Source organism: Sphingomonas sp. CFBP 8760 (assembly GCF_014841615.1).
In the GTDB taxonomy this organism is placed as follows: Bacteria; Pseudomonadota; Alphaproteobacteria; order Sphingomonadales; family Sphingomonadaceae; genus Sphingomonas.
On the sequence record NZ_JACYUG010000024.1, the window covers coordinates 23730 to 45686 of the forward strand.

22 protein-coding genes are annotated in these 21957 nt (G+C 68.0%); 7 read left to right on the forward strand and 15 right to left on the reverse strand.

Annotated features, from left to right (window positions below):
- Positions 1-6 precede the first annotated feature (6 nt).
- From IFT82_RS18440 to IFT82_RS18495, 12 genes are all read right to left on the reverse strand, one after another.
- Positions 7-1134 carry an acyl-CoA dehydrogenase family protein gene (locus IFT82_RS18440; RefSeq protein ID WP_192129598.1) on the reverse strand — a complete coding sequence of 376 codons (1128 nt, stop codon included), beginning with the start codon at positions 1132-1134 and terminating at the stop codon, positions 7-9.
- Positions 1134-2330, reverse strand: a complete 1197-nt coding sequence (locus IFT82_RS18445) for an acyl-CoA dehydrogenase family protein (protein WP_192129599.1) — start codon at positions 2328-2330, stop codon at positions 1134-1136. The genes IFT82_RS18440 and IFT82_RS18445 overlap by 1 nt, the downstream gene beginning before the upstream one ends.
- Positions 2331-2417: 87 nt before the next feature.
- Positions 2418-3170 carry a 3'(2'),5'-bisphosphate nucleotidase CysQ gene (locus IFT82_RS18450; RefSeq protein ID WP_192129600.1) on the reverse strand — a complete coding sequence of 251 codons (753 nt, stop codon included), beginning with the start codon at positions 3168-3170 and terminating at the stop codon, positions 2418-2420.
- Positions 3167-5080 carry a sulfate adenylyltransferase subunit CysN gene (cysN, locus tag IFT82_RS18455; RefSeq protein ID WP_192129601.1) on the reverse strand — a complete coding sequence of 638 codons (1914 nt, stop codon included), beginning with the start codon at positions 5078-5080 and terminating at the stop codon, positions 3167-3169. Before cysN ends, IFT82_RS18450 begins: the two co-directional genes overlap by 4 nt.
- On the reverse strand, positions 5080-5979 hold the full coding sequence (cysD, locus tag IFT82_RS18460; RefSeq protein WP_192129602.1) for a sulfate adenylyltransferase subunit CysD: 900 nt from the start codon (positions 5977-5979) through the stop codon (positions 5080-5082). The genes cysN and cysD overlap by 1 nt, the downstream gene beginning before the upstream one ends.
- 68 nt (positions 5980-6047) lie before the next feature.
- Entirely contained in the window at positions 6048-6269 is a 222-nt protein-coding gene (locus IFT82_RS18465) for a hypothetical protein (protein ID WP_192129603.1), read from the reverse strand.
- Between the two features lie 89 nt (positions 6270-6358).
- Entirely contained in the window at positions 6359-7609 is a 1251-nt protein-coding gene (locus tag IFT82_RS18470; RefSeq protein ID WP_192129617.1) for an N-succinylarginine dihydrolase, read from the reverse strand.
- The gene (locus IFT82_RS18475) at positions 7609-8622 is read right to left on the reverse strand and encodes an arginine N-succinyltransferase (protein ID WP_192129604.1); all 1014 of its coding nucleotides are present in this window, start codon (positions 8620-8622) and stop codon (positions 7609-7611) included. Before IFT82_RS18475 ends, IFT82_RS18470 begins: the two co-directional genes overlap by 1 nt.
- Positions 8619-9770, reverse strand: coding sequence for a hydrolase (locus tag IFT82_RS18480; RefSeq protein ID WP_192129618.1), 1152 nt, complete (start codon positions 9768-9770; stop codon positions 8619-8621). The genes IFT82_RS18475 and IFT82_RS18480 overlap by 4 nt, the downstream gene beginning before the upstream one ends.
- Before the next feature lie 53 nt (positions 9771-9823).
- Positions 9824-10756 (reverse strand): DUF481 domain-containing protein, encoded by a 933-nt coding sequence (locus IFT82_RS18485; protein ID WP_342355160.1) that lies wholly within the window; start codon positions 10754-10756, stop codon positions 9824-9826.
- A 39-nt stretch (positions 10757-10795) separates the two neighbouring features.
- Positions 10796-11281 carry an RNA pyrophosphohydrolase gene (locus IFT82_RS18490; protein ID WP_192129605.1) on the reverse strand — a complete coding sequence of 162 codons (486 nt, stop codon included), beginning with the start codon at positions 11279-11281 and terminating at the stop codon, positions 10796-10798.
- Positions 11278-12252: an alpha/beta hydrolase gene (locus IFT82_RS18495; protein ID WP_192129606.1), complete on the reverse strand. Its 975-nt coding sequence runs from the start codon at positions 12250-12252 to the stop codon at positions 11278-11280. Before IFT82_RS18495 ends, IFT82_RS18490 begins: the two co-directional genes overlap by 4 nt.
- 59 nt (positions 12253-12311) lie before the next feature.
- Here IFT82_RS18495 and IFT82_RS18500 point away from each other — a divergent pair, with 59 nt between their 5' ends.
- The 3 genes from IFT82_RS18500 to IFT82_RS18510 all read left to right on the forward strand — a co-directional run bounded on the left by IFT82_RS18500 (position 12312) and on the right by IFT82_RS18510 (position 15930).
- Entirely contained in the window at positions 12312-13244 is a 933-nt protein-coding gene (locus IFT82_RS18500) for a histone deacetylase (RefSeq protein ID WP_192129620.1), read from the forward strand.
- A 7-nt stretch (positions 13245-13251) separates the two neighbouring features.
- Positions 13252-14610, forward strand: a complete 1359-nt coding sequence (locus IFT82_RS18505) for a cryptochrome/photolyase family protein (RefSeq protein ID WP_192129607.1) — start codon at positions 13252-13254, stop codon at positions 14608-14610.
- Positions 14611-14718: 108 nt separating this feature from the next.
- Positions 14719-15930: an SAM-dependent methyltransferase gene (locus tag IFT82_RS18510; protein ID WP_192129608.1), complete on the forward strand. Its 1212-nt coding sequence runs from the start codon at positions 14719-14721 to the stop codon at positions 15928-15930.
- Positions 15931-15975: 45 nt separating this feature from the next.
- On the opposite strand, the gene IFT82_RS18515 is transcribed toward IFT82_RS18510, so the two are convergent.
- Both IFT82_RS18515 and purF read right to left on the reverse strand, forming a co-directional pair.
- Positions 15976-16686: an SDR family NAD(P)-dependent oxidoreductase gene (locus tag IFT82_RS18515; RefSeq protein ID WP_192129609.1), complete on the reverse strand. Its 711-nt coding sequence runs from the start codon at positions 16684-16686 to the stop codon at positions 15976-15978.
- Positions 16687-16688: 2 nt separating this feature from the next.
- The gene (gene purF, locus IFT82_RS18520; protein WP_192129610.1) at positions 16689-18161 is read right to left on the reverse strand and encodes an amidophosphoribosyltransferase; all 1473 of its coding nucleotides are present in this window, start codon (positions 18159-18161) and stop codon (positions 16689-16691) included.
- A gap of 127 nt (positions 18162-18288) precedes the next feature.
- Between purF and IFT82_RS18525 the strand changes: the two genes are divergently transcribed.
- Genes IFT82_RS18525 through IFT82_RS18540 form a run of 4 tightly spaced genes read left to right on the forward strand, consistent with a single transcriptional unit; the run spans position 18289 to position 21261 of the window.
- Entirely contained in the window at positions 18289-18540 is a 252-nt protein-coding gene (locus IFT82_RS18525; RefSeq protein ID WP_192129611.1) for a DUF7218 family protein, read from the forward strand.
- A 54-nt stretch (positions 18541-18594) separates the two neighbouring features.
- Positions 18595-18954: a phosphoribosyl-AMP cyclohydrolase gene (gene hisI, locus IFT82_RS18530; protein ID WP_192129612.1), complete on the forward strand. Its 360-nt coding sequence runs from the start codon at positions 18595-18597 to the stop codon at positions 18952-18954.
- A 31-nt stretch (positions 18955-18985) separates the two neighbouring features.
- A complete protein-coding gene (locus tag IFT82_RS18535; protein WP_192129613.1) occupies positions 18986-19408 on the forward strand; it encodes a MerR family transcriptional regulator in 423 nt (140 codons plus the stop codon).
- 50 nt (positions 19409-19458) lie between these two features.
- Entirely contained in the window at positions 19459-21261 is a 1803-nt protein-coding gene (locus IFT82_RS18540) for an acyl-CoA dehydrogenase C-terminal domain-containing protein (RefSeq protein ID WP_192129614.1), read from the forward strand.
- 291 nt (positions 21262-21552) lie between these two features.
- On the opposite strand, the gene IFT82_RS18545 is transcribed toward IFT82_RS18540, so the two are convergent.
- Positions 21553-21957: IS5 family transposase (locus tag IFT82_RS18545; RefSeq protein WP_192129615.1), on the reverse strand; the 405-nt coding region annotated here is incomplete at its 5' end.

Sequence of the window (21957 nt, forward strand, 5' to 3'; positions counted from 1 at the left end):
TGGCGTCTATGCGGTGGCGGCGCGGCCGAGCGCGATGTAGCGTTGCAGATGCTCGTCCTGATCGCCCAACTGGCCGTCAATCATCGTGATCCGCTTGGCATAATGCGACAGCGGCAACTCCCATGTCATGCCGATGCCGCCGTGAAGCTGGATCGCCTCCTCGGCCACCAACTGCCCGGTCGCGCCGATCGTGTATTTGGCGGCGGCCAGCGCGCGGGGGGCGGCATCGCTGCCAAAGGCATCGGCGGCGTTGATGACCGCCGATCGCGCCTGCTCGATTTCCAGCAGCACGGTCGCGATGCGGTGTTGCAGCGCCTGGAACTTGCCGATCGGCACACCGAACTGCTTGCGGGTGCGGACATAATCGACCGTGTGATCGCGCGCGATCTCCATCGCGCCGAGCGCCTCCGCGCAGAGTGCGAGCAGCCCGGCCGCCTCCGCCGCAGCGATGGCGGCGGCGCCGTCCGCGGTTATCAGTGCCGCGTCGGGCACGGTGACGCCACGCAACGTCACCTCGGCGGACCGGCCGCCATCGATATTGGCATAGCCGCGCACGCCCAGTCCGGCGCTGTCGCGCGGGACCAGGAACAGCGCGACGCCGGCATCGGTCTGCGCGGAGACGAGCAGGACGTCGGCCGCCTCGCCGTGCGCCACCACCGCCTTGGCCCCGTCGATCGTCCAGCCCCCATTCTCACCGGCGCCATTCTCACCGGCGCCGTCACGCCGCGCCCGCGTCGCCAGGGGATCGCCTGCGGCCCGGTCCTGCGGTTCGGCATGGGCGAAGGCGGCGATGGTCGTCCCCGCGATGATGCCCTCGATCACATCGGCCCGCCCTGCCGCGGCCAGCGCCTGTCCGACCATCAGCGCACCCAGAAACGGCTCCACCGCCAGCGCGCGGCCGATTTCATGGAAGACCACCATGATATCGAACCCGCCACCGCCGAACCCGCCGACCTCTTCGCCGAACAACGCGCCGATCACGCCCAGTTCGGCCAGCCCGCGCCATATCTCCGGGCTGTAACCGATATCGCCATAGGCGATCCGGTTCCGCGCCTCGACCGGGGCCTTTTCGGCCAGAAACCGGCGCACCGTGTCGCCGAGCATCTGACGGTCCTCGCCATGGTGAAAATCCATCAGAGCCCCACGATCATCTTGGAAATGATGTTCTTCTGCACCTCGTTCGATCCGCCGAAGATCGAGAGCTTGCGGTTGTTGAAATAGGCGGGCGCGGCGGCGATCGCGTCTTCCGGCCCTACCGGTTCGCCGTTGTAGCCGTCCTCCAGCGCCTCCGGCATGAAGGGTTGGGCATAGGGGCCATAGGCACGGCGGGTGAGGGCGGTGATCGCCTGCCTGATCTCCGTGCCCTTGATCTTCAGCATCGAGCTTTCCGCCCCCGGCGCGCCGCCGCCCGCCGCCGCCGCGATCACGCGCATGTTGGTGGTCGCCATATTGGCCAGGTCGATCTCCACCCGCGCCATCCGTGCCGCGAACAGCGGGTCGTCACGCAGCGGCCGGCCGCCGCGCGTCAGCTTGCCCGCGATCGTACGCAACCGGTCGAACGCCGCCATCGAAGACCCGACGCCCGCGATGTTGGTGCGCTCATAGGTCAGCAGATATTTGGCGTAGGTCCAGCCCTTGTTCTCCTCGCCGACCAGATTGGCGACGGGCACGCGGACATCGGTGAAGAACACCTCGTTCACCTCCGCGTCCCCGTCGAGCAGCACGATCGGCCGCACTTCGATGCCCGGCGTATCCATGTCGATCAGCAGAAACGAGATGCCCTCCTGTGCCTTGGCGGTGGGATCGGTGCGGACGAGGCAGAAGATGCGGTTGGCGAACTGGCCCAGCGTCGTCCAGGTCTTCTGGCCGTTGACGACGTAATGATCGCCGTCCCGCACCGCGCTGGTCTTCAGGCTGGCGAGATCGGAGCCGGCGCCCGGTTCGGAATAGCCCTGACACCACCAGTCGCGCCCGTCGAGGATGCGCGGCAGGATGGTGCGGCGCTGTTCCTCGCTGCCATATTTGATGAGCACGGGGCCGAGCATCCCGACGCCGAACGGCACGATCCGGGGGGCGTGGGCGCGGGCGGCCTCGTCCTCGAAGATCGATCGCTGCACCACCGTCCAGCCGGGGCCGCCATATTGTTCGGGCCAGTGGCTGGCCAGCCAGCCGCGCGCATGCAGGATGGCGTGCCATTCCTCCATATCGGCCTTGGTCATCGTCAGGTCGTGCCTGACCTTGTGGCGCAGTCTTTCGGGCAGGTGATCGCGCAGGAAGTCGCGTACCTCTTCCCGGAAAAGCTCTTCCTCAGGCGTAAAGCGCAGGTCCATGATCCACTCCGATCCTGTTTTGCCCAAGGCATATCAGGTCCGGTGGTGCGGGCAAGTCGAAACATACCCGATCTTCTATAATTGGTTTCAGCGAGTGGCGGCGATCGCGGCGAGGGTCCGGTCGGCCAGTTCGGGTCGACAGATCAGGAGGTCGGGCAGCAGCGGATCGTGGCAGTTGTAGACCAATGGTGCGCCATCGATGCGCGAGGCGTGGAGACCGGCGGCCAGCGCGACCGCGGCGGGGGCGCAATTGTCCCATTCGTACTGGCCGCCTTCGTGCAGGTAGATATCGGCACGCCCGTCGATCACCGCCATCGCCTTCGCGCCGGCCGAACCCATGCCGATCAGATCGGCGCCCAGTGCCTCCCCGACCCGGACGGCGATGTCGGGGCAGCGGGTACGGCTGACGACCACGCGGGGCCGGACGGGCAGCGGGCGGAAGGCGGGCGGCAGGTCGGCGGTCGACCAGGTCCGCGACAGTCCCGGCACCGCCACCGCGCCCACCGCAGGCCGGCCGGCGATGGCAAGGCCGATATGCACCGCCCAGTCGTCCAGGCCATCCGCATATTCGCGGGTGCCGTCGAGCGGATCGACGATCCATACCCGCGTCGCGGCACAGCGTCGGCGATCGTCGACGCTTTCCTCGGACAGGATGAAGTCGTCGGGGCGTGATGCCGCCAGCCGTGCCAGGATCAGCATATTGGCCTCGCGGTCGCCCCGGTCGCCCAGCGCCTTGCCGGTTTCCCGACCCTCCGCACGGATCGCCTGCAACAGCGCCCCCGCCTCTTGCGCGATCACCACGGCGAGTGCGGCATCATCGTCCGGAACGGGATCGGTCACAGGTCGGGACTCCAGACGCCGAAGATATGTTCGACGATCCGCTCCGCCGCCGCTTCCGGCGTCTCGCGCAGCGTATCGATGTGGATTTCGGGGCGTTCGGGTGCCTCATACGGGCTGGAGATGCCGGTGAAGTCGGCGATCTCGCCGGCCCGCGCCTTGGCATACAGCCCCTTCACGTCGCGCGCCTCCGCGGTCGCCAGTGGCGTGTCGATGAAGATTTCCACGAACTCCCCGGGCGGCACCATGGTGCGCACCATCGCACGCTCGGCCCGGAACGGCGAGATGAAGGCGGTGAGGACGATCAGCCCGGCATCCGCCATCAGCCGCGCCACCTCACCGACCCGGCGGATATTCTCGATCCGGCCGCTTTCGGAAAAGTCGAGGTCGCGGTTGAGGCCGTGGCGGATATTGTCCCCGTCGAGCATGAAGCTGTGCCGGCCCAGCGCATGCAGCTTCTTCTCGACCAGATTGGCGATGGTCGACTTGCCCGATCCCGACAGGCCGGTGAACCACAGCACGCGCGGGGTCTGGCCCTTTTGCAGGGCATGCGCCTCGCGCGTGACATGGATCGACTGCCAATGGACGTTCTCCGCCCGGCGCAGCGCGCCGTCGATCATGCCGGCGGCGACGGTGGCGTTGGTCGCCCGGTCGATCAGGATGAATCCGCCCAGCTCGACGCCGGCGGTATAGGGTTCGAACACGATCGGGCGGTCGCAATACACCTCCGCCACGCCGATATCGTTGAGCGACAGCGTTGCGGCCGACAGTTGCGCCTGCGTGTTCACGTCGATCACGTGACGGGGCGGCTGCACGGTGGCGTTCACCGTCTGCGTGCCCAGTTTCAACCAATAGCCGCGGCCCGGCGTCAGCGGCTGGTCCGTCAGCCAGACCAAAGTCGCAGCGAACTGGTCGGCGATCGCGGGGGGATCATCCGATGCGGCGATCACGTCGCCGCGCGAACAGTCGACTTCGTCGGCCAGCGTCACGGTCACCGCCTCACCCGCGATCGCGCGGGTCCGTTCACCGTCCGGGCCGAGGATGCGGGCGATCGTGGTGGTGCGGCCGGACGGTACGATCCGCACCGGATCGCCGACCGATACCCGCCCGCCCGCGATGGTGCCGGCAAAGCCGCGAAAGTCGAGATCGGGACGGTTGACCCATTGCACCGGCAGGCGGAACGGCCGCTGACCGGCCCGATCCGCATCCACGGGCACCGCCTCCAGATGCGCGAGCAGGGTCGGCCCGTCATACCAGCCCATGTCGGCCGATGGTTCGGTCACGTTCGCACCGGTCAGCCCCGACAGCGGGATCGCGGTGAAGGCGCCGATCCCGATCGAGGCGGCGAATTCCGTATAGTCGGCGACGATCGACTGGAAGGTCGCGCGGTCGTGCCCGACCAGATCCATCTTGTTCACCGCCAGCACGATCTGCCGGATGCCGACCAGATGCGCCAGATAGCTGTGCCGCCGCGTCTGCGTCAGCACGCCCTTGCGCGCGTCGATCAGGATCACGGCGCAGTCGGCGGTCGATGCACCGGTCACCATGTTGCGGGTATATTGTTCGTGCCCCGGCGTATCGGCGACGATGAACTTGCGCTTTTCCGTCGCGAAGAACCGATAGGCGACATCGATCGTGATGCCCTGTTCGCGCTCGGCGGACAGCCCGTCGACCAGCAGCGCGAAATCGATATTGGCTCCTTGCGTGCCGACCCGTGCCGAATCCGCCTCCAGCGCGGCGAGCTGGTCCTCGAACACCGCGCGGCTGTCGTACAGCAGGCGACCGATCAGCGTCGACTTGCCGTCGTCCACCGACCCGCAGGTGATGAAGCGCAGCATCGACTTGGCGGCATGGCCCGCCAGATAGGCGTCGATGTCCTCGGCGACGAGCGCATCGGGGCGATAGGCGGTCATCAAAAATACCCCTCGCGTTTCTTCTTCTCCATGCTGCCCGACTGATCGTGGTCGATCGCGCGCCCCTGCCGTTCGGAGGTGGTGGTCAACAGCATTTCCTGGATGATCGCGGGCAGGGTATCCGCCGTGCTCTCGACCGCGCCGGTCAGCGGATAGCAGCCGAGCGTGCGGAAACGGATCGATCGTTCGACGGGCGTTTCGCCCGGCAGAAACCGGAAGCGGTCGTCATCGACCATCAGTAGCATCCCGTCGCGCTCCACGGTGGGGCGCGGCGCGGCGAAATACAGCGGTACGATCTCGATCCCCTCCGCCAAAATATATTGCCAGATGTCGAGCTCGGTCCAGTTAGACAGCGGAAACACCCGGATGCTCTCGCCCCGATTCTTACGGGCATTGTACAGGTGCCAGAGTTCGGGGCGCTGCGCCTTGGGGTCCCAGCCGTGGCTGACGGAGCGGAACGAGAAGATGCGCTCCTTCGCGCGGCTCTTCTCCTCGTCGCGGCGGGCGCCGCCGAACGCGGCATCGAAACCGCCGAGCGTCAGCGCCTGCTTCAGCCCTTCGGTCTTCCACATATCGGTATGGCGGCCGCCATGATCGAACGGGTTGATCCCTTCCGCCTCGGCATCGGGATTGCGATGAACGATCAGGTCCATGCCCGCCGCCTGCGCCGCACGGTCGCGCAATTCGTACATCGCGCGGAATTTCCACGTCGTATCGACGTGCAGCAGCGGGAAGGGCGGGCGACCCGGCGCGAACGCCTTCTTGGCCAGATGCAGCATCACGGCGGAGTCCTTGCCGACCGAATACAGCATCACCGGCCGTTCGGTTTCGGCGACCACGTCGCGCATGATGTGGATGCTCTCGGCTTCGAGGCGTTGCAGATGGGTGAGCGTGCTCATGTCACGGTGCAGATAGTCACGCCGCCGCGGTGTGCGACCAACTTATCCTGTCACGCCCCCAAGCCCGGTCACGTCATCTCCTGTTCGCGCTCCAGCGAATCGAGGATGCGAACACCCGCCATGAACACTGCCGCCGGGCAGCATGCGAACAGCAGCCAGCCGGCATAGCCGGGATATTGATCGAGATACTGGGCCCCGCGCTGCGTCGCGCCGAGCGCCAGTCCATAGATGACCAGGAACGCCTCGAACTTGGTTTTGATGACGAACAGGCGGAGAAAGCGGTGGAGCATGTCGATTATGCAGCAAGAACCGGGCCATTGCCGGAAAAGCGCGGTTTCTGGGTTAACGGAGATGGTTGATCGTCAATTAACCCGACAGGTCAGGCCAGTTCACGCAGGTCGAGCACGTCCAGCAGCGCGAGGCGGGCGGCCTCCACCGTGGCGATCAATTGCGGATCGCCGATCGCGGTGGGGGCGATTTCCGCCGGCCAGTTCGCCTCGATCACCCCCGCGATCCGGGCAAGCCGGTGCTCGTCGACCAGGAAGCGCGGGTCGATCGTCGCCGGATCGGCCACCACGCGCAGCCGCAGGCAGGCGGGGCCACCGCCGTTCGCCATCGACTCGCGGACGTCGACCACCTCCAGCCGGCGAATCGGGCCGTTCCCGGCGACATGCGCCTGAAGCCAGCGCCAGACGGGTTCGCTCGCCCGTGCCTCACCGGGCAGCACCAGCGTCATGCCGGCCGGCGTCGATACCAGTTGGGCGTTGAACAGATAGGCGGCGATCGCCTCCTCCAGCGGCACCGCCGCCGCAGGCACCTCGACGATCTCGATTGCGGGAAAGCGCCCGCGCAGCTCGGCATGGAAACCAACCGGATCGGCAAAGGCGTGTTCGTGCGCGAACAGCACGCGTTCGTTGGCCACCGCGACGACATCGTTGTGGAACGCGCCCGCCGCGATCGCGGCGGGGGATTGTTCGACGAACAGCGTGCGGACGGGATCGAGCCGGTGGCGTCGCGCGACCGCCCGGCTCGCCTCTTCGGACTGGCGCGCGGGAAAGGCACCGCCGCTGCGGCCGTAGACGAAGACCTCAACACCCGCCGCACCGTGCCCGTCGCACAGCCGCATATGATTGGCCGCGCCCTCGTCACCGAACGGGGCGGGGATTGGACCGTGGACCGTGAAGTGGGGGTGCGCGAAGGCGATCCGTAACTGCGCCAGCGTCGCCTGCCATTCATGGCTGCGGTGCGGCATGGTGACGAGATTGGCGACCGTCAGGTGGCAACGGCCATCGGCCGTATCGATGGCGGGCGATACCGTCGCCGCGTTGGCCGCCCACATGGCGGAGGCGGACATCGCCTGCGCCAGCAGATGCGGCGGGGCGGCAAGGGGGTCGGTGGCAAGGTCGGTCAGCCAGACGCGATCGGGGCGCGGATGGGGCAGCAGGATGCCCTGCGTCAGTCCCAGTGCCAGATTGGCGCGCATCTTTGCGATACCCTGCAACGCCGCCGCGCGCGGATGCGCGGTCGCGCCGGCGTTACGGGTGGCGGCAAGGTTGCCGGGGCTGAGACCGGCATAATTGTGGCTCGGCCCGACGATGCCGTCGAAATTGATCTCCACCACGCCCGTCATCACCAGCGCCCCACATGGCGTACGCGGTCGCCGGCAGCGACGCCCAGCGACGCGGCGGCAGCCGGCGACAGGGCGATGCCGCCATCCGCCGCCGCGACCGTGCCGAAGGTGCAGCGGAACCCGGCCAGCGTGCCGGTGGCCACCAGCGCCTCCGTGCCACCCGCCGCCACCGCCACGATCGGATCGCTTCGCGCCTCGGCGATCGAGCGGACGTGATCGGTTCGTGCGGTCATCGTCGGGCCACCGTCGAAGATGTCGAGATAGCCTTCGTACCGGAACCCCTCATGCTCCAGCATCCGCATCGCGGCGCGGCCGGACGGGTGGGGCAGGCCGATCGCGGCGCGCGCGGTGTCGGTCAGCATCGCGGTGTAGACCGGATGCTTGGGCATCAGGTCGGCGATGAACTGGTGGCCGTTGATCGCATTGAACTGGTCGGCGTCCTGAAAATTCATCCCGAAGAACCGCCCGGCAAGGCCGTCCCAGAACGGCGATCCGCCCGCCTCGTCGATCACGCCGCGCAATTCCGCCAGGATGCGGTCGGCGAAGCGGGCGCGGTGGGCGGCAATGAACAGATAGCGCGACCGGGCGAGGAGCAGGCCCAGCCCGCCCGCCCGCTCGCCGGGATGGAGAAACAGGCCGCCGACCTCGCTCGATCCTTCCAGATCGGTGGTCAGCGTCAGCATTTCGGCGCGGAAGGTGCGCGCCAGTTCGCGGCTGTGCTGGGTCAGCGTGCCGATGCGATAGCTGTAGAAGGGGTGGCGATCGCCCACCCGCGTGAAGATCTGACAGGTGCCGCGCACCTCGCCGGTCGCGACATTCTCCAGCACCAGCACGAACAGCTCGTCCTCGACCGGGCCGTCCGCCCGCGCGAAGGCGGCGTGGCTGCGATCGAGCTTTGCCCTCAGGGCGTGGCGATCGGGCGGCAGGTTGGTGAAGCCGCCGCCGGTCAGCTTCGCCATCTCGTAGAGAGGCTGCAGATCGCCATCGGTCGCGGCACGGATGCGGAAGCTCATGTCAGGTCACCCTTGGCCAGCCGCAGGATCGCCAGCGTCGACAGGGCGGCCCGCTCCGCCAGGCTATCGACCAGCAGATATTCGTCCGCCGAATGGATCGCGCCGCCGCGCACCCCCATCGTATCGACCACCGGCACACCGGCCGCGGCGATGTTGTTGCCGTCGCATACCCCGCCGGTATCGCACCGCGCGATGGCAAGGCCAAGCGTCGCGCCCGCCCGTCCGACCAGCCCGAACAGCCGCGCCGCCGCCGGATCGACCGGCTTGGGCGGGCGGGTGAAGCCGCCATGTACCGTCGTGGTCACCTCATGATCGGTGGCGATGGCGGCGGCGGTGGCACGCAATACCTGATCGGCCGCCGCGATGGCGTCGCGATCGCGCGGGCGGAAGTTGACGCGTAGCACCGCCAGATCGGGCACCATGTTGTTCGGGCCGCCACCGTCGATCCGGGCGGGGTTGACCGCGAAGCCCGGCCGATCCGACCGGGCGAGCCGCAGCGCCAGATCGCCCGCCGCGACCACGGCATTGCGGCCATCGCGCGGATTGCGGCCGGCATGGGCGCTGCGACCCCGCACCACGACCGAGAAATTGCCGGTGCCACCTCGCGCCCCCGCCAGCGTCCCGTCCGCCAGCGCAGGCTCGTAGCCGAACGCCGCCGTCTTGCCGCGGGCGAGATCGGCGATCAGCGCGGCCGATGACAGCGATCCGGTTTCCTCGTCGGAATTGATGAGCACGTCGTACCCGATCCCGGCGGCGGCGCCGCTCGCCTCCACCGCGTGGAGCGCGGCCAGCATCACCGCTAGCCCGCCCTTCATGTCCGTTACCCCCGGCCCGACCAACGCCCCGTCGTCGCGCCAGGCCAGCGTCTGGAATGGGTGATCGACGCCGTACACCGTATCCATATGGCCTACGAACAACAGCCGTCGTGCGGCCTCCGGTCGCACGGACACGACGAGGTGGCGGCCATGGTCGATCGGTTCGATCCGGCCGTCCACGCCGACGCTGTCGACGGGGGCGGGATCGACCAGCCGCACCGCCCCGGGCAGGGTGGCGCAGGCATCCGCCAGCAATCCCGCCATCGTCGCCAGACCGGGCAGGTTGCGCGTGCCGCTGTTGATCGCGGCCCAGCGTTCGACCTGCGCCAGCATCGCGGCGGCGTCGATCCCCGCGATCGCATCGCGCCCGATCGGATCGATCGCCGTCAAAAAGTATAGACCAGTGATGCGCGACTGATCGTGTCGGTCGTTTCCCGCCCTTCCGGCGGCATGCTTTCGTACTGGACGTTGTACGACAGCTGGGCGGACAGCGGCCCCAGCAGCTTGGCGTTGACCGACGTCGTCGTGCTCACCGTCGAATTGAACCGCTGGATATACGCAGAGGCGACGTGGCGCAGTGTCAGGCCACCCAGTATCTGCCACCGGAAATCCATCGATCCACGCCCGGCGATGCTCGACTGGACGGTCGCATCGGTGAATTCGGTATGACGGAAACCCGGCCCGAGTTCGAGGTCGAGTTGCATCCGCGGCCTTTTCAGCAAGCTGTAGCCGGCGCCGCTCGATGCCGACAGACGATCGGTATAGCCGAGGAACCGGTCGCTTTCATACTGCACCGCGCCATAGATATAGGCGCGGTCGTCGATCTTGTAGTTGGGTTCGTAGGCGACGAGGTAATGCTCGCGCGTCGTGACGTTCAGGCTTTCCTGATAGTCCGCCTGCACCTGGAACTTGTGCCGCCATTGCAGCCCCTCACGCTCCGCCGCGAGCACCGCGCTGCCGCCGGCGGTATCGGAATTGCCGGTGGTGAGGAATCCGCCGACCTCGGCGCGCCCCTTCCACAGGTTCAGGAAACTGGCCTGCCGGATCACCTGTTCGCGCGCGGCGGCCCGGTCGTTCCGCCATTTCTGCGCGATCGCCAGCACCGCATCGCCGCTCAACGGATCGGCGGAACGGGCATATTTGACGATGGTCGATACGTCGCCGTCGTTCCCGGACTGGATCGCGGCGTCGAGCATCGCGCGAATCGATTCGGGGATCATCGCGCCGGCGGCGGTCTGCGGATCGGTGGCGGGCGTGATCGCGACCGGGGTGACGGCGGCGGGGGCGGTGGCAGCCAGCAGGAGGATCGGGAACGGCACGCGACCTTCCTTACCCGACCGATGCCGCGCTGCAACCGGTCAGCGCGCGCGCTCCGCGTCGAGCCGGGGCCGGAATGCCGCGAGTACCGCCTCGTACAGCGCGCGCTTGAACGGCACGATCAGCCGGGGGAGATCGTCCGGCTCGATCCAGCGCCACGCCCGGAACTCCTGATGCGCGGTGGCGATGTCGATATCGGTATCCTCGCCCAGGAAACGGAACAGGAACCAGCGCTGGCTCTGCCCGCGCCAGCGCCCCTTCCACACCTTGCCGACCAGTTCGGGGGGCAGATCGTAGACGAAGTCGCCATCGGCCGCCTCGATCAGTTCCACCTTGTCGGGCGCGATCCCGGTTTCTTCACCAAGCTCACGCATAGCGGCGCTCAGCGGCTCCTCGCCGGGATCGATCCCTCCCTGCGGCATCTGCCATGCCTCCAGCGTCGAATCCATGCGCTGGCCGACGAAGACGCGGCCGGTGCGATCGACCAGCATGATCCCCGCACACGGGCGATAGGGCAGGTCGGTCATCGGGCCGCCTGCGCCATCACGCGGGCCGCCTCGGACTCCGCCACCACGGCCTTCAGCGCGACGAGGAAGCCGGCGATGTCGCCGACCGCGGAGGGGATCGCCTTGCGCAGCGTCGCGAAGCCGTGGACCGTCCCCACCGCCTCGCGGTAGACGGTCGGCACCCCCGCCTCGATCAGGCGGGCGGCATAGGCGCGGCCCTGATCGCGCAGGGGATCAAGGCTGGCGGCGACGATCACCGCCGGGGGCATCCCGGCCAGCGGCGCCAGCATCGGCGAGCCGCGCATATGCGCGATATCCGCCTGATAGGCATCGCCGAACCACAGCATCGCCGCCTTGGTCAGCAGATACCCCTCGGCGAACTCCTCGAACGACGGGTAACGGCCGGCGGGATCGGTGACGGGATAGAGCGGCGCCTGCGCGATGACGGGCACCGCCGCCGGCCGGTCGCGCAGCGCCATCGCGGTCACGATCGCCAGCATCCCCCCGGCGCTGTCGCCGGACAGGACGAGGCCGGTCGCGGTACGGCCAAGCGCCGCCGGATTCGACGCGACCCAGCGCGCCGCCGCCTCCGCATCGTCGGGCGCGGCGGGCCAGCGATGTTCGGGCGCCAGCCGGTATTCGACCGACAGCACCGGCATCCCCAGCACCCGCGCCATCTCCGCGCACAGCGAGGCATGCGTCTCGATCTCGCCGAACACGAAACCGCCGCCGTGATAGAAGACCATCACCGGCCCCGGCACCCGCGTTTCCGCCGCATCGAACAGGCGGGCGGGGATCGGGCCGTCGGGGCCGGGAATGACGATATCCCGGATCGTCGCCAGATCGCCCACGGGCAGGTCGGTCAGGTCCTTCGTCGCGGTGAACATCTGCCGCGCGGCGACGGGATCGAGTTCGTGGGTGCGCGGCCCCGGCAGGGCATTGAGATAATCGAGGAACTGGCGGACATCGGGGCGGACATAATGGTCGGTCATGCGGGCTCCGGGCTGAAGTCGGGATGGCGGGGTCGGGGTCGGCACCCTACCTAATCGGCGTGATCCATGTCGTCCACCATCCGGCCTATGTCACCGAGGCGCCGGCCCGGTCCACCTATCGCTGGGGCAAGAACGGGGCGATCCGCGACCTGCTGCTCGCCGAAGGGGAACGGATCGCCTGGCACCTGCCCGAACCGATGCCGCCCGCATGGCTGGAGGCGACGCACGACCCCGATTATGTCGCCGAGGTGCTGACCGCGCAGGTGCCCCCTGCCAAGGAGCGCCGGATCGGCTTTCCGGTGAAGCCGGTCGTCGCGACCCGCGCGGCGGCGGTGCCGGGCGGCACCTATCTGGCCGCGCTGCTGGCGATGGCGCATGGCTTTGCCGCCAACACCGCCGGCGGCAGCCACCACGCCCTGCCCGACACCGGGGCCGGATACTGCGTTTTCAACGACCTGGCGGTCGCAGCGATCAGGCTGGTGGAGGAAGGTCGGGTCAATCGGGTGCTGATCGTCGATGTCGACGTGCATCAGGGCGACGGCACCGCGGTGCTGACCGCGGGGCGGCCGGAGATCGCCACCTATTCGATCCATGCCGAAAAGAACTTTCCCGCCCGCAAGGCCCGATCGACGCTCGACGTGCCGCTGCCCGACAGGGTCGGCGATGCCGATTATCTGGCCACGCTGGAGCGTACATTGGTGCCGCTACTGGACGACATGAGGCCGCAACTGATCCTGTATCAGGCGGGGGTCGATCCGTTCGGCGGCGATCGGCTGGGGCGGCTGGACCTGACGCTGGCGGGGCTGGTCGCGCGTGAGCGGCTGGTGGCGCGGCTGGCGCGGGAGCGGGGGGTGCCGGTCGCCTGCACGGTCGGCGGCGGCTATGGCGACGACGTGATGGCGATCGCCCGGCGGCATGTCGATGCGATCCTGACGCTGGGCGAGGCGCTGGGCGGGCAGGAAGCGGGAGCGTTTGGCGCGGGCGACCGTTAGGCGGGACATGCCCGATCCCGTCATCCTCTGGTTCCGTCAGGACCTGCGCCTTTGCGATCAACCCGCGCTGATCGCCGCGGCGGGCGAGGGGCCGGTGATCCCGCTCTATATCCTCGACGACGAGACACCGGGCGACTGGCGGATCGGCGGTGCGCAGCGCTGGTGGCTGCACCACAGCCTGGCGGCGCTCGCCACGGCGCTGGAGGCGAAGGGCAGCCGCCTGATCCTGCGGCGCGGCCGGGCCGAGGCCGTGCTGGCGGCGGTGATCGAGGAGACGGGGGCGGCGCGCGTCCACGCCTTGCGCCATTACGAACCGTGGTGGCGGGCGGCGGAGACGGCACTGGGTGACCGACTGCACCTGCACGACGGCAACCACCTGACCCGGATCGAGGATGTCCGCACCGGCGGTGGCCAGCCGTTCCGGATGTATTCGTCTTTCTGGAAGGCGTTGCAGAACTTCCTGCCGCCCGAGGCACCGTATCCCGCCCCCGACAGCATCACCGCGCCAGAGCAATGGCCGGCGAGCGACGATCCAGCCGACTGGAAATTGCTGCCGACCGCGCCCGACTGGTCGGGCGGGTTCGATGCTGACTGGACGCCGGGCGAGGCGTGCGCGCAGGCGAAGGTGGCGGACATCCCCGATCTGCTGGGCGAGTATGACGAGGCGCGCAACCTGCCCGCGACCGAGGGCACGACGCGATTGTCGCCCCATCTCCATTTCGGCGAGATTTCGGCACGGGCGGTGTGGCATGCGGCCGACGTCGATGCCGGTCACACCTTCCTGAAGGAACTGGCGTGGCGGGATTTCACCAGCGGCGTCGTGATGGCGCTGCCCGATTATGCCGATGCCAATGGCCGCGCGAAATACGATCGGTTGCAGTGGCGGCAGGGCGCGGAGGCCAAGGCCGATCTGCGCGCCTGGCAGACCGGGCATACCGGCTATCCGATCGTCGATGCCGGGATGCGCCAGTTGTGGAACACCGGCTGGATGCACAACCGGGTGCGGATGATTACCGCCAGCTTCCTGGTGAAGCATCTGCTGATCGACTGGCGCGAGGGCGAACGCTGGTTCTGGGACTGTTTGGTCGATGCAGATTACGGCAACAATGCCGTCAACTGGCAATGGGTCGCGGGCACCGGGGTCGACGCCAACATGTTCGGGCGGATCATGGCGCCGCTCGGCCAGTCGGAAAAATTCGACGCGGGCGATTATATCCGCCGCTGGGTGCCCGAACTGGCGGACGTGGGCGACGCGGCGATCCACGATCCCGACGCGGCGGGATGCCGACCGGCGAACTATCCCGCCAAGATCGTCGGCCACCGCGAGGCACGCGAGCGGGCGCTGGCGGCGGCGCGGGCGATCTGACGGGGCGTTCCCGACGTTCTTCGCGCGCCCGCCCGGACGATCCATCGAGCCAGGCCGCTCGACCGAGCGGGCTTCCCCTGCCGACGATGCGGGTGCATGGGGCCGCGCATGAAAGCCGGGGCCATCCATCGTCGTCGCGTGTCGTTGCCCGTGCGGGTGCTGTCGCATCCGTTCCACCGGCTGCTCGACCGGATCGATCGCGGACTGGCGGTCGGGGCGATCGAGGCGACGCTGCCGGACGGCAGCGCGCGGCTGATCGGCGGGCGGGCGGACGGCCCGGTCGCGACCGTCGCGGTGCATCGCTGGCGCGCGCTGTGGCGGCTGGCCACCGCGGGTTCGGTCGGCTGGTACGAGGGATGGGAGGCGGGCGACTGGTCCAGCCCCGATGCGGTGCCGTTGTTCGACCTGTTCATGCGCAACCGCGTGCCGCTGGGCGATGCGGCACGCGCGGGGGCGGTCGCGCGGCTGGCGGGGCGGGCATGGCACCGGTTGCGGCGCAACGACCGGGGCGGTGCACGGCGCAATATCGCCGCGCATTACGATCTGGGCAATGATTTCTACCGCGAATGGCTGGACGAGAGCCTGACCTATTCGAGCGCGATCTTCGAGCGCCTCGGCCAGTCACTGGCCGAGGCGCAGGCCGCCAAGCTGCACGCCATACTGGACCGCACCGCGACCAAGCCCGGCGACACGGTGCTGGAGATCGGGTGTGGCTGGGGATCGTTCGCGGCGCTGGCGGCGGGCGAGGGCCGGCGCGTCCATGCGCTGACGCTGTCCGCCGAACAGAAGGCGGCGGTGGATGCGCGGGCGCTGCCCGGTGTCGACGTGGCCCTGACCGATTATCGCGACGTGGCCGGGCAGTTCGACGCGGTCGCCAGCATCGAGATGGTCGAAGCGGTCGGGCAGGAATACTGGCCCGCCTATCTCGACGCGATCGCCGCCGCGCTGAAGCCGGGCGGGCGCGCCGCGATCCAGTATATCGCGATCGCCGACGACGTGTTCCCCGCCTATGCCGCCAGCGTCGATTTCATCCAGCGCCACGTGTTTCCGGGCGGGATGCTGCTGTCAGAACCGCGGTTTCGCGCGCTGGCGGCCGCGCGCGGGCTGGATTGGCAGGACCGGCAGGGGTTCGGTCAGGATTATGCCGAGACGCTGCGACAATGGCGCCAGCGTTTCGACGCCGCCGACCGCGAGGGGCGGCTGCCGGCACGGCTGGACACGCGGTTCCGGCGGCTCTGGCGCTATTACCTGATGTATTGCGAGGGCGGGTTCCGCGGCGGCGGGATCGACGTGGCGCAGGTGACGTTGGTGAAGGGGTGAGCAGTCCGTCATTGCGAGCATAGCGAAGCAATGACGGGACCTGCGCTATCCCACCCGTTCGCGATGCCCCGCCGGAAAGCCGTCGACCGCCAGCCTGACGATGCATTCCGCCACGATCGCGGGGTCCTTCACCGATTGCGGGTCCTCACCCGGATAGGCGCGGGCGCGCATCTTCGTGCGGGTGGCGCCGGGATCGAGGATCGCGACGCGGGTGCGACCGAGCTGTTCGACCTCGTCGCCATAGGCGCCCAGCAGCGTTTCGAACGCGGCCTTCGACGCACCATAGGCCCCCCAATAGGCGCGCGGATCGCGGCCGACGCTGCTGGTGACGCCGATCACCTTGCCCGCCTTGGCCCGACGCAGCAGCGGATCGAACGCGGCGATCATCGCCCCTTGCGCGCTGACGTTGAGCGTCAGCACCTGCGCGAATTCCTTGGGATCGATCGCGGGTACCGCCGACAGGCTGCCGAGCATCCCGGCGTTCAGCACCATCACGTCGAGCGCCTGCCAGCGTTCGCCGACCGCCGCCGCCAGCCGGGCGATCGCATCGGTTTCGGTCAGGTCGAGCGGCGCGATCGTCGCAGAGCCGCCGGCGGCGAAGATCGTCTCCTCCACCTCCTCCAGCGCCGATGCGGTGCGCGCGGTGATGACGACGTGCGCGCCCGTCGCCGCCAGGGCGATCGCGGTGGCGGCGCCGATCCCCCGGCTGGCGCCGGTGACGAGCGCGAGGCGGCCTTCGAGTGGCAGATCAGCCATGGTCAGATCACGCGTTCGGCGAGCAGCGCGAACTGATCGACCTGTGCGCTGTCGTCATGATCGGTCAGCGTGGTCGGATAATCGCCGGTGAAGCAGGCGTCGCAGTAATTGGGGCGGACATCGGCGCGCTTCGCCTCGCCCAGTGCCTTGTACAGCCCGTCGATCGAGACGAAGGCGAGCGTGTCGGCATGGATGAAATCGGTCATCCCGCCCAGATCCAGCTTGTGCGCCAGCAGCTTGGTCCGCTCCGGCGTGTCGACGCCGTAGAAGCAGCTGTGCCGGGTGGGCGGGGAGGCGATGCGCAGGTGGACCTCCGCCGCGCCCGCGTCGCGCATCATCTGCACGATCTTCAGGCTGGTGGTGCCACGCACGATCGAATCGTCGACCAGGATCACCCGCTTGCCCTCAATCAGCGCGCGGTTGGCGTTGTGCTTCAGCTTGACGCCGAGATGGCGGACCTTGTCGCCCGGCTGGATGAAGGTGCGCCCGACATAGTGCGAGCGGATGATGCCGAGTTCGAACGGGATGCCCGATGCCTGGGCATAGCCGATCGCGGCCGGCACGCCCGAATCGGGGACGGGGATGACCAGATCGGCATCGACCGGCGATTCGGCCGCCAGCTGCGCGCCGATCTCCTTGCGGACCGAATAGACCGAATGGCTGTCGACGATCGAATCGGGGCGCGAGAAATACACCCATTCGAAGATGCAGGGCCGCGCGGGGACGGGGGCGAACGGCTTGACCGAGCGGACCTCGCCATTCTGCACGATCACCAGTTCGCCCGGCTCCACGATCCGTTCGAACGTCGCGCCGCACACGTCGAGCGCGACGGTTTCGGAGGCGAAGATGACCGCATCGTCCAGCCGGCCCATCACCAGCGGCCGGATGCCGAGCGGATCGCGGCAGGCGATCATCCCCTCCGGCGTCATCACCACCAGCGAATAGGCGCCCTCGATCTGCTTCAGCGCATCGATGAACCGGTCGATCAGGGTGCGGTAGCTGGACGTGGCGACGAGGTGGATGATCGTCTCGGTATCGCTGGTCGACTGGAAGATCGAGCCGCGCCGCACCAGTTCGCGCCGCAGTTTCAGCGCGTTGGAGATGTTGCCGTTGTGCGCGACCGCGAAGCCGCCCGATTGCAGTTCGGCATAGAGCGGCTGCACGTTGCGCAACGCCGTATCGCCCGAGGTGGAATAGCGGACATGCCCCGCCGCCACGGTGCCGGGCAGCGCGCGAATCACGTCGTCGCGGTCGAAATTGCCCGCGACATGGCCCATCGCGCGATGGGTGTGGAAATGCGTGCCGTCGAACGAGGTGATGCCCGCCGCCTCCTGCCCGCGATGCTGGAGGGCGTGGAGGCCGAGCGCCACGAGCGCGGCGGCGCTGGAACTGCCGGAGACGCCGAACACGCCGCATTCTTCGCGCAGCGTGTCCCCGTCGTCGGAGGAAACATCATAGGGATTGGTGGTCAGCATGGGAGCGGGGCTCTCTTGGTGTCGCGCGCCCTATAGATAGGGTCGTCCGGCTTGTCGCCTGTTTGTCACGAAAATCGGGAGCCGATCGTCGCATCGATGGTTTTGGCGGCGGCAAGGAGACGAGATCATGGCACGCGACCACGGCCCGCAGATCAAGGATGACGCGCTGTTCGAGAAGCTGGTCGAGGACGGCAATTCGCCCGGCAAGGCGGCGCGGATCGCCAATGCGAAGGCGGCCGGCACGCTGTCGCACAACAGCGTCCACCTGGAGGACCGGACCAAGACCGACCTGCTGGCACAGGCGCGCAAGGTGGGGATCGCCGGCCGGTCGAAGATGGACAAGGCCGCGCTAATCAAGGCGATCCGCGATCACGGCTGACATGGCGGCTGACATGGCGGTGACGGGGCCGTGGCGGCGCGCTAGGCAGGGGGCATGACCGAACCCCGCGACCGCAGCCTGACTCTCGACCCCGCCTATGATGCCGCCGGCCTCGTCACCGCGGTCGTCACCGACCGGGCGGGCGCGCTGCTGATGGTGGCGCACATGAATGCCGAGGCGCTGGCGGCGACGCAGGCCACCGGGGAAGCGACCTTCTGGTCGCGCAGCCGGCAGCGCCTGTGGAAGAAGGGCGAGACGTCCGGCAACGTCCTGCGCGTGGTGGAGATGCGGATCGACTGCGATCAGGATGCGCTGTGGGTGATCGCCGATCCGGCGGGGCCGGCCTGTCACACCGGTGCCGGGAGCTGCTTCTATCGCCGGATCGACGGCGATCGGTTGATCCCGTTGACTTGACGTTGACGTAAACGTCATGCGATAGGGGGGCATGGCCGATGCAGCTTCCTATGCGGCGATCACCCCGCGTCACGACCGCGACGATTATTCGATCTCCGACCTGTGCGAGGAGTTCGCGGTCACCGCGCGGGCGCTGCGTTTCTACGAGGACGAAGGGCTGATCGCCCCCGACCGGCGCGGCACCGTCCGCGTCTATTCGCACCGCGATCGCGCCCGGCTGGCGTGGATATTGCGCGGCAAGCGGGTCGGCTTTTCGCTCGGCGAGATCCGCGAGATGATCGACCTGTACGATCTGGACGACGGCCGGCGGGTGCAGCGGCAGGTGACGATCGAGCGCTGCCGTGCGCGGATCGCGGCGCTGGAGGCGCAACGACGCGACATCGATGCCGCGATCGCCGAACTCGCCGACTTCGTCGCGCTGGTTGAACCCGTCGGTGCCCCAGACCAACGATAAAACGACCAACGATAAAAACGACCGACGATAAAACAGAGGATGTCCCGGTAATGCCGCAATACACGCCCCCCGTCCGCGATACCCGCTTCGTGCTGGAGCATGTCGTGGGCCTGCCCGCCTATTCGAACGTCCCCGGTTTCGGCGCCGCCACCCCCGACACGGTCGAGGCGGTGCTGGAGGAGGGCGGCCGTTTCGTCGCGGAGGTGCTGTTCCCGCTCAACCAGATCGGTGACGAGCAGGGCTGCACCCGCCATGCCGACGGATCGGTGACGACGCCCGACGGCTTCAAGGATGCCTATCGCCGGTTCGTCGAATCGGGCTGGGGCACGCTGTCCGCGCCCGAGGCGTTCGGCGGGCAGGCCATGCCGCACGTCGTGTCGACCGCGTTCCAGGAATATATGATCTCCGCCAACATGGCGTTCGCGATGTATCCCGGCCTGGCGCATGGCGCGATCGCCGCGCTGGTGGTGAAGGGATCGCCCGAGCAGCAGGAGAAATACCTGCCGCGGATGGTGTCGGGCGAATGGGGCGGCACGATGAACCTGACGGAGCCGCAATGCGGCACCGATCTGGGCCTGATCCGCACCCGGGCGGTACCGAACGACGACGGCAGCTACGCGATCACCGGCACCAAGATATTCATCTCGGCGGGCGAGCATGACCTGACCGACAACATCATCCATCTGGTCCTCGCCAAGACGCCGGGGGCGCCGGACAGTTCGAAGGGCATCTCGCTGTTCGTGGTGCCCAAGGTGATGGTGAACGACGACGGCACGCTGGGCGCCCGCAACGCGGTGTCGTGCGGGTCGATCGAGCACAAGATGGGCATCCACGGCAATTCGACCTGCGTGATGAACTATGACGGGGCGACCGGCTGGCTGGTCGGCGAGGAGATGAAGGGCCTCGCCGCGATGTTCATCATGATGAACGCGGCACGCCTCGGCGTCGGCCTGCAGGGGCTGGGTATCGCGGAGACGGCGTATCAAAACGCGGTCCACTATGCCCGCGACCGGCGGCAGGGCCGGGCGCTGGCCGGACCGGCGGAACCGGACGAGAAGGCGGATACGCTGTTCGTCCATCCCGATGTCCGCCGGATGCTGATGGAAGGCAAGGCATGGACCGAGGGTCTGCGCGCGCTGTGCCTGTGGGGGGCGTTGCAGGTTGATCTGGAACACCGTGCGGTCGACGAGGCGGATCGGCAGATGGCCGCCGACCTGATCGGCCTGCTGACCCCGGTCATCAAGGGGGTGGGCACCGACAAGGGCTATGAGATCGCGACCAACGCGCAGCAGGTCTATGGCGGCCATGGCTACATCCGCGAATGGGGGATGGAGCAATATGTCCGCGATGCCCGGATCGCGCAGATCTATGAAGGCACCAACGGCGTGCAGGCGATGGACCTGGTCGGACGCAAGCTGGCCCAGAACGGCGGCCGCGCGATCCAGGCGTTCTTCAAGCTGGTCGCGACCGAGGTCGCTGCGGCCAAGGCCGATGCCACGACCGCCGATCTGGCCGCGCGGCTGGAAAGGGCGCTGGGCGAGCAGCAGGCCGCGACGATGTGGTTCATGGCCAACGGCATGAAGAACCCGGACCATGTCGGGGCGGGTGCGGTCAGCTATATGCACCTGACCGGACTGGTGGCGACCGGGCTGATGTGGCTGCGCATGGCGGTGGCCGCGACCCGGCTGAAAGCGGCCGGCGAGGGCGATGCCGCGTTCCTCGACGCCAAGCTGGTGACCGCGCGCTTCTTCGCGGAGCGCATCCTGCCCGAGGCGGGCGCGTTGCGGCGCAAGATCGAGGGCGGCGCGGATGCGGTGATGGCGTTGCCACCGGAGATGTTCCTCGCCGCGTAAGGGGCGGAAATATCTGCACACCCCGGTATCGCTATACCCCGCCATGGGGGATGGCGGGGTATAGCGAGATGACATGGGCCTGACCCAATCCGCCCTTGCGACCCCAGCGAAGCAATCCAGGGCGTCCTGATCCGGCCCTGGATTGCTTCGCTGGGGTCGCAATGACGGACATCGGGTTCAGCCTAATGTCATCGTGACTAGCACTACTTTGGCAAGTTGAAGGAACCAGCTTGAATTGTCGTTGATTCCCATTTGTCGGTGTATGCTGGCGGACTTAGAGCAGATCGACATTCAGCGGAGCCAGATCATGGCGGCGGCGAGATGGACGAAGCCGGTGAAGTGTGCCGTTCGACGATCATAGCGAGTGGCGAAGCGGCGGAAATGCTTGAGGCGGCCGAAGCATCGCTCGATCTGGTTGCGATGTCTGTAAATGCCGGCGTCGTGCGGGATGACGACCTTGCGGTTGCGTTTTGACGGGATGACAGCCTTGGCCTTCATGGCGGCGATCCTGTCGCGTAAGTCGTTGCCGTCATAGGCTTTGTCGGCGAGCACTGCCCCGGCTCGCTGACCTTCGAGCAGATCGGACGCGGAGGCGATGTCGCTGGCTTGCCCCGGCGTGATGCGAAACCTCAAGGGGCGGCCGAACGTATCGGCGAGCATGTGGATCTTGGTCGTCAGTCCGCCTCGGGAACGCCC

Bases quoted from the DNA above. Each gene is read 5' to 3' on its own strand.
- IFT82_RS18440 (WP_192129598.1), bottom strand. From the start codon at position 1,134: ATGGATTTTCACCATGGCGAGGACCGTCAGATGCTCGGCGACACGGTG.
- IFT82_RS18445 (WP_192129599.1), bottom strand. From the start codon at position 2,330: ATGGACCTGCGCTTTACGCCTGAGGAAGAGCTTTTCCGGGAAGAGGTA.
- cysN (WP_192129601.1), bottom strand. From the start codon at position 5,080: ATGACCGCCTATCGCCCCGATGCGCTCGTCGCCGAGGACATCGACGCC.
- cysD (WP_192129602.1), bottom strand. From the start codon at position 5,979: ATGAGCACGCTCACCCATCTGCAACGCCTCGAAGCCGAGAGCATCCAC.
- IFT82_RS18465 (WP_192129603.1), bottom strand. From the start codon at position 6,269: ATGCTCCACCGCTTTCTCCGCCTGTTCGTCATCAAAACCAAGTTCGAG.
- IFT82_RS18470 (WP_192129617.1), bottom strand. From the start codon at position 7,609: ATGACGGGCGTGGTGGAGATCAATTTCGACGGCATCGTCGGGCCGAGC.
- IFT82_RS18475 (WP_192129604.1), bottom strand. From the start codon at position 8,622: ATGAGCTTCCGCATCCGTGCCGCGACCGATGGCGATCTGCAGCCTCTC.
- IFT82_RS18480 (WP_192129618.1), bottom strand. From the start codon at position 9,770: ATGCTGGCGCAGGTCGAACGCTGGGCCGCGATCAACAGCGGCACGCGC.
- IFT82_RS18490 (WP_192129605.1), bottom strand. From the start codon at position 11,281: ATGACCGACCTGCCCTATCGCCCGTGTGCGGGGATCATGCTGGTCGAT.
- IFT82_RS18495 (WP_192129606.1), bottom strand. From the start codon at position 12,252: ATGACCGACCATTATGTCCGCCCCGATGTCCGCCAGTTCCTCGATTAT.
- IFT82_RS18505 (WP_192129607.1), top strand. From the start codon at position 13,252: ATGCCCGATCCCGTCATCCTCTGGTTCCGTCAGGACCTGCGCCTTTGC.
- IFT82_RS18510 (WP_192129608.1), top strand. From the start codon at position 14,719: ATGAAAGCCGGGGCCATCCATCGTCGTCGCGTGTCGTTGCCCGTGCGG.
- IFT82_RS18515 (WP_192129609.1), bottom strand. From the start codon at position 16,686: ATGGCTGATCTGCCACTCGAAGGCCGCCTCGCGCTCGTCACCGGCGCC.
- purF (WP_192129610.1), bottom strand. From the start codon at position 18,161: ATGCTGACCACCAATCCCTATGATGTTTCCTCCGACGACGGGGACACG.
- IFT82_RS18525 (WP_192129611.1), top strand. From the start codon at position 18,289: ATGGCACGCGACCACGGCCCGCAGATCAAGGATGACGCGCTGTTCGAG.
- hisI (WP_192129612.1), top strand. From the start codon at position 18,595: ATGACCGAACCCCGCGACCGCAGCCTGACTCTCGACCCCGCCTATGAT.
- IFT82_RS18535 (WP_192129613.1), top strand. From the start codon at position 18,986: ATGGCCGATGCAGCTTCCTATGCGGCGATCACCCCGCGTCACGACCGC.
- IFT82_RS18540 (WP_192129614.1), top strand. From the start codon at position 19,459: ATGCCGCAATACACGCCCCCCGTCCGCGATACCCGCTTCGTGCTGGAG.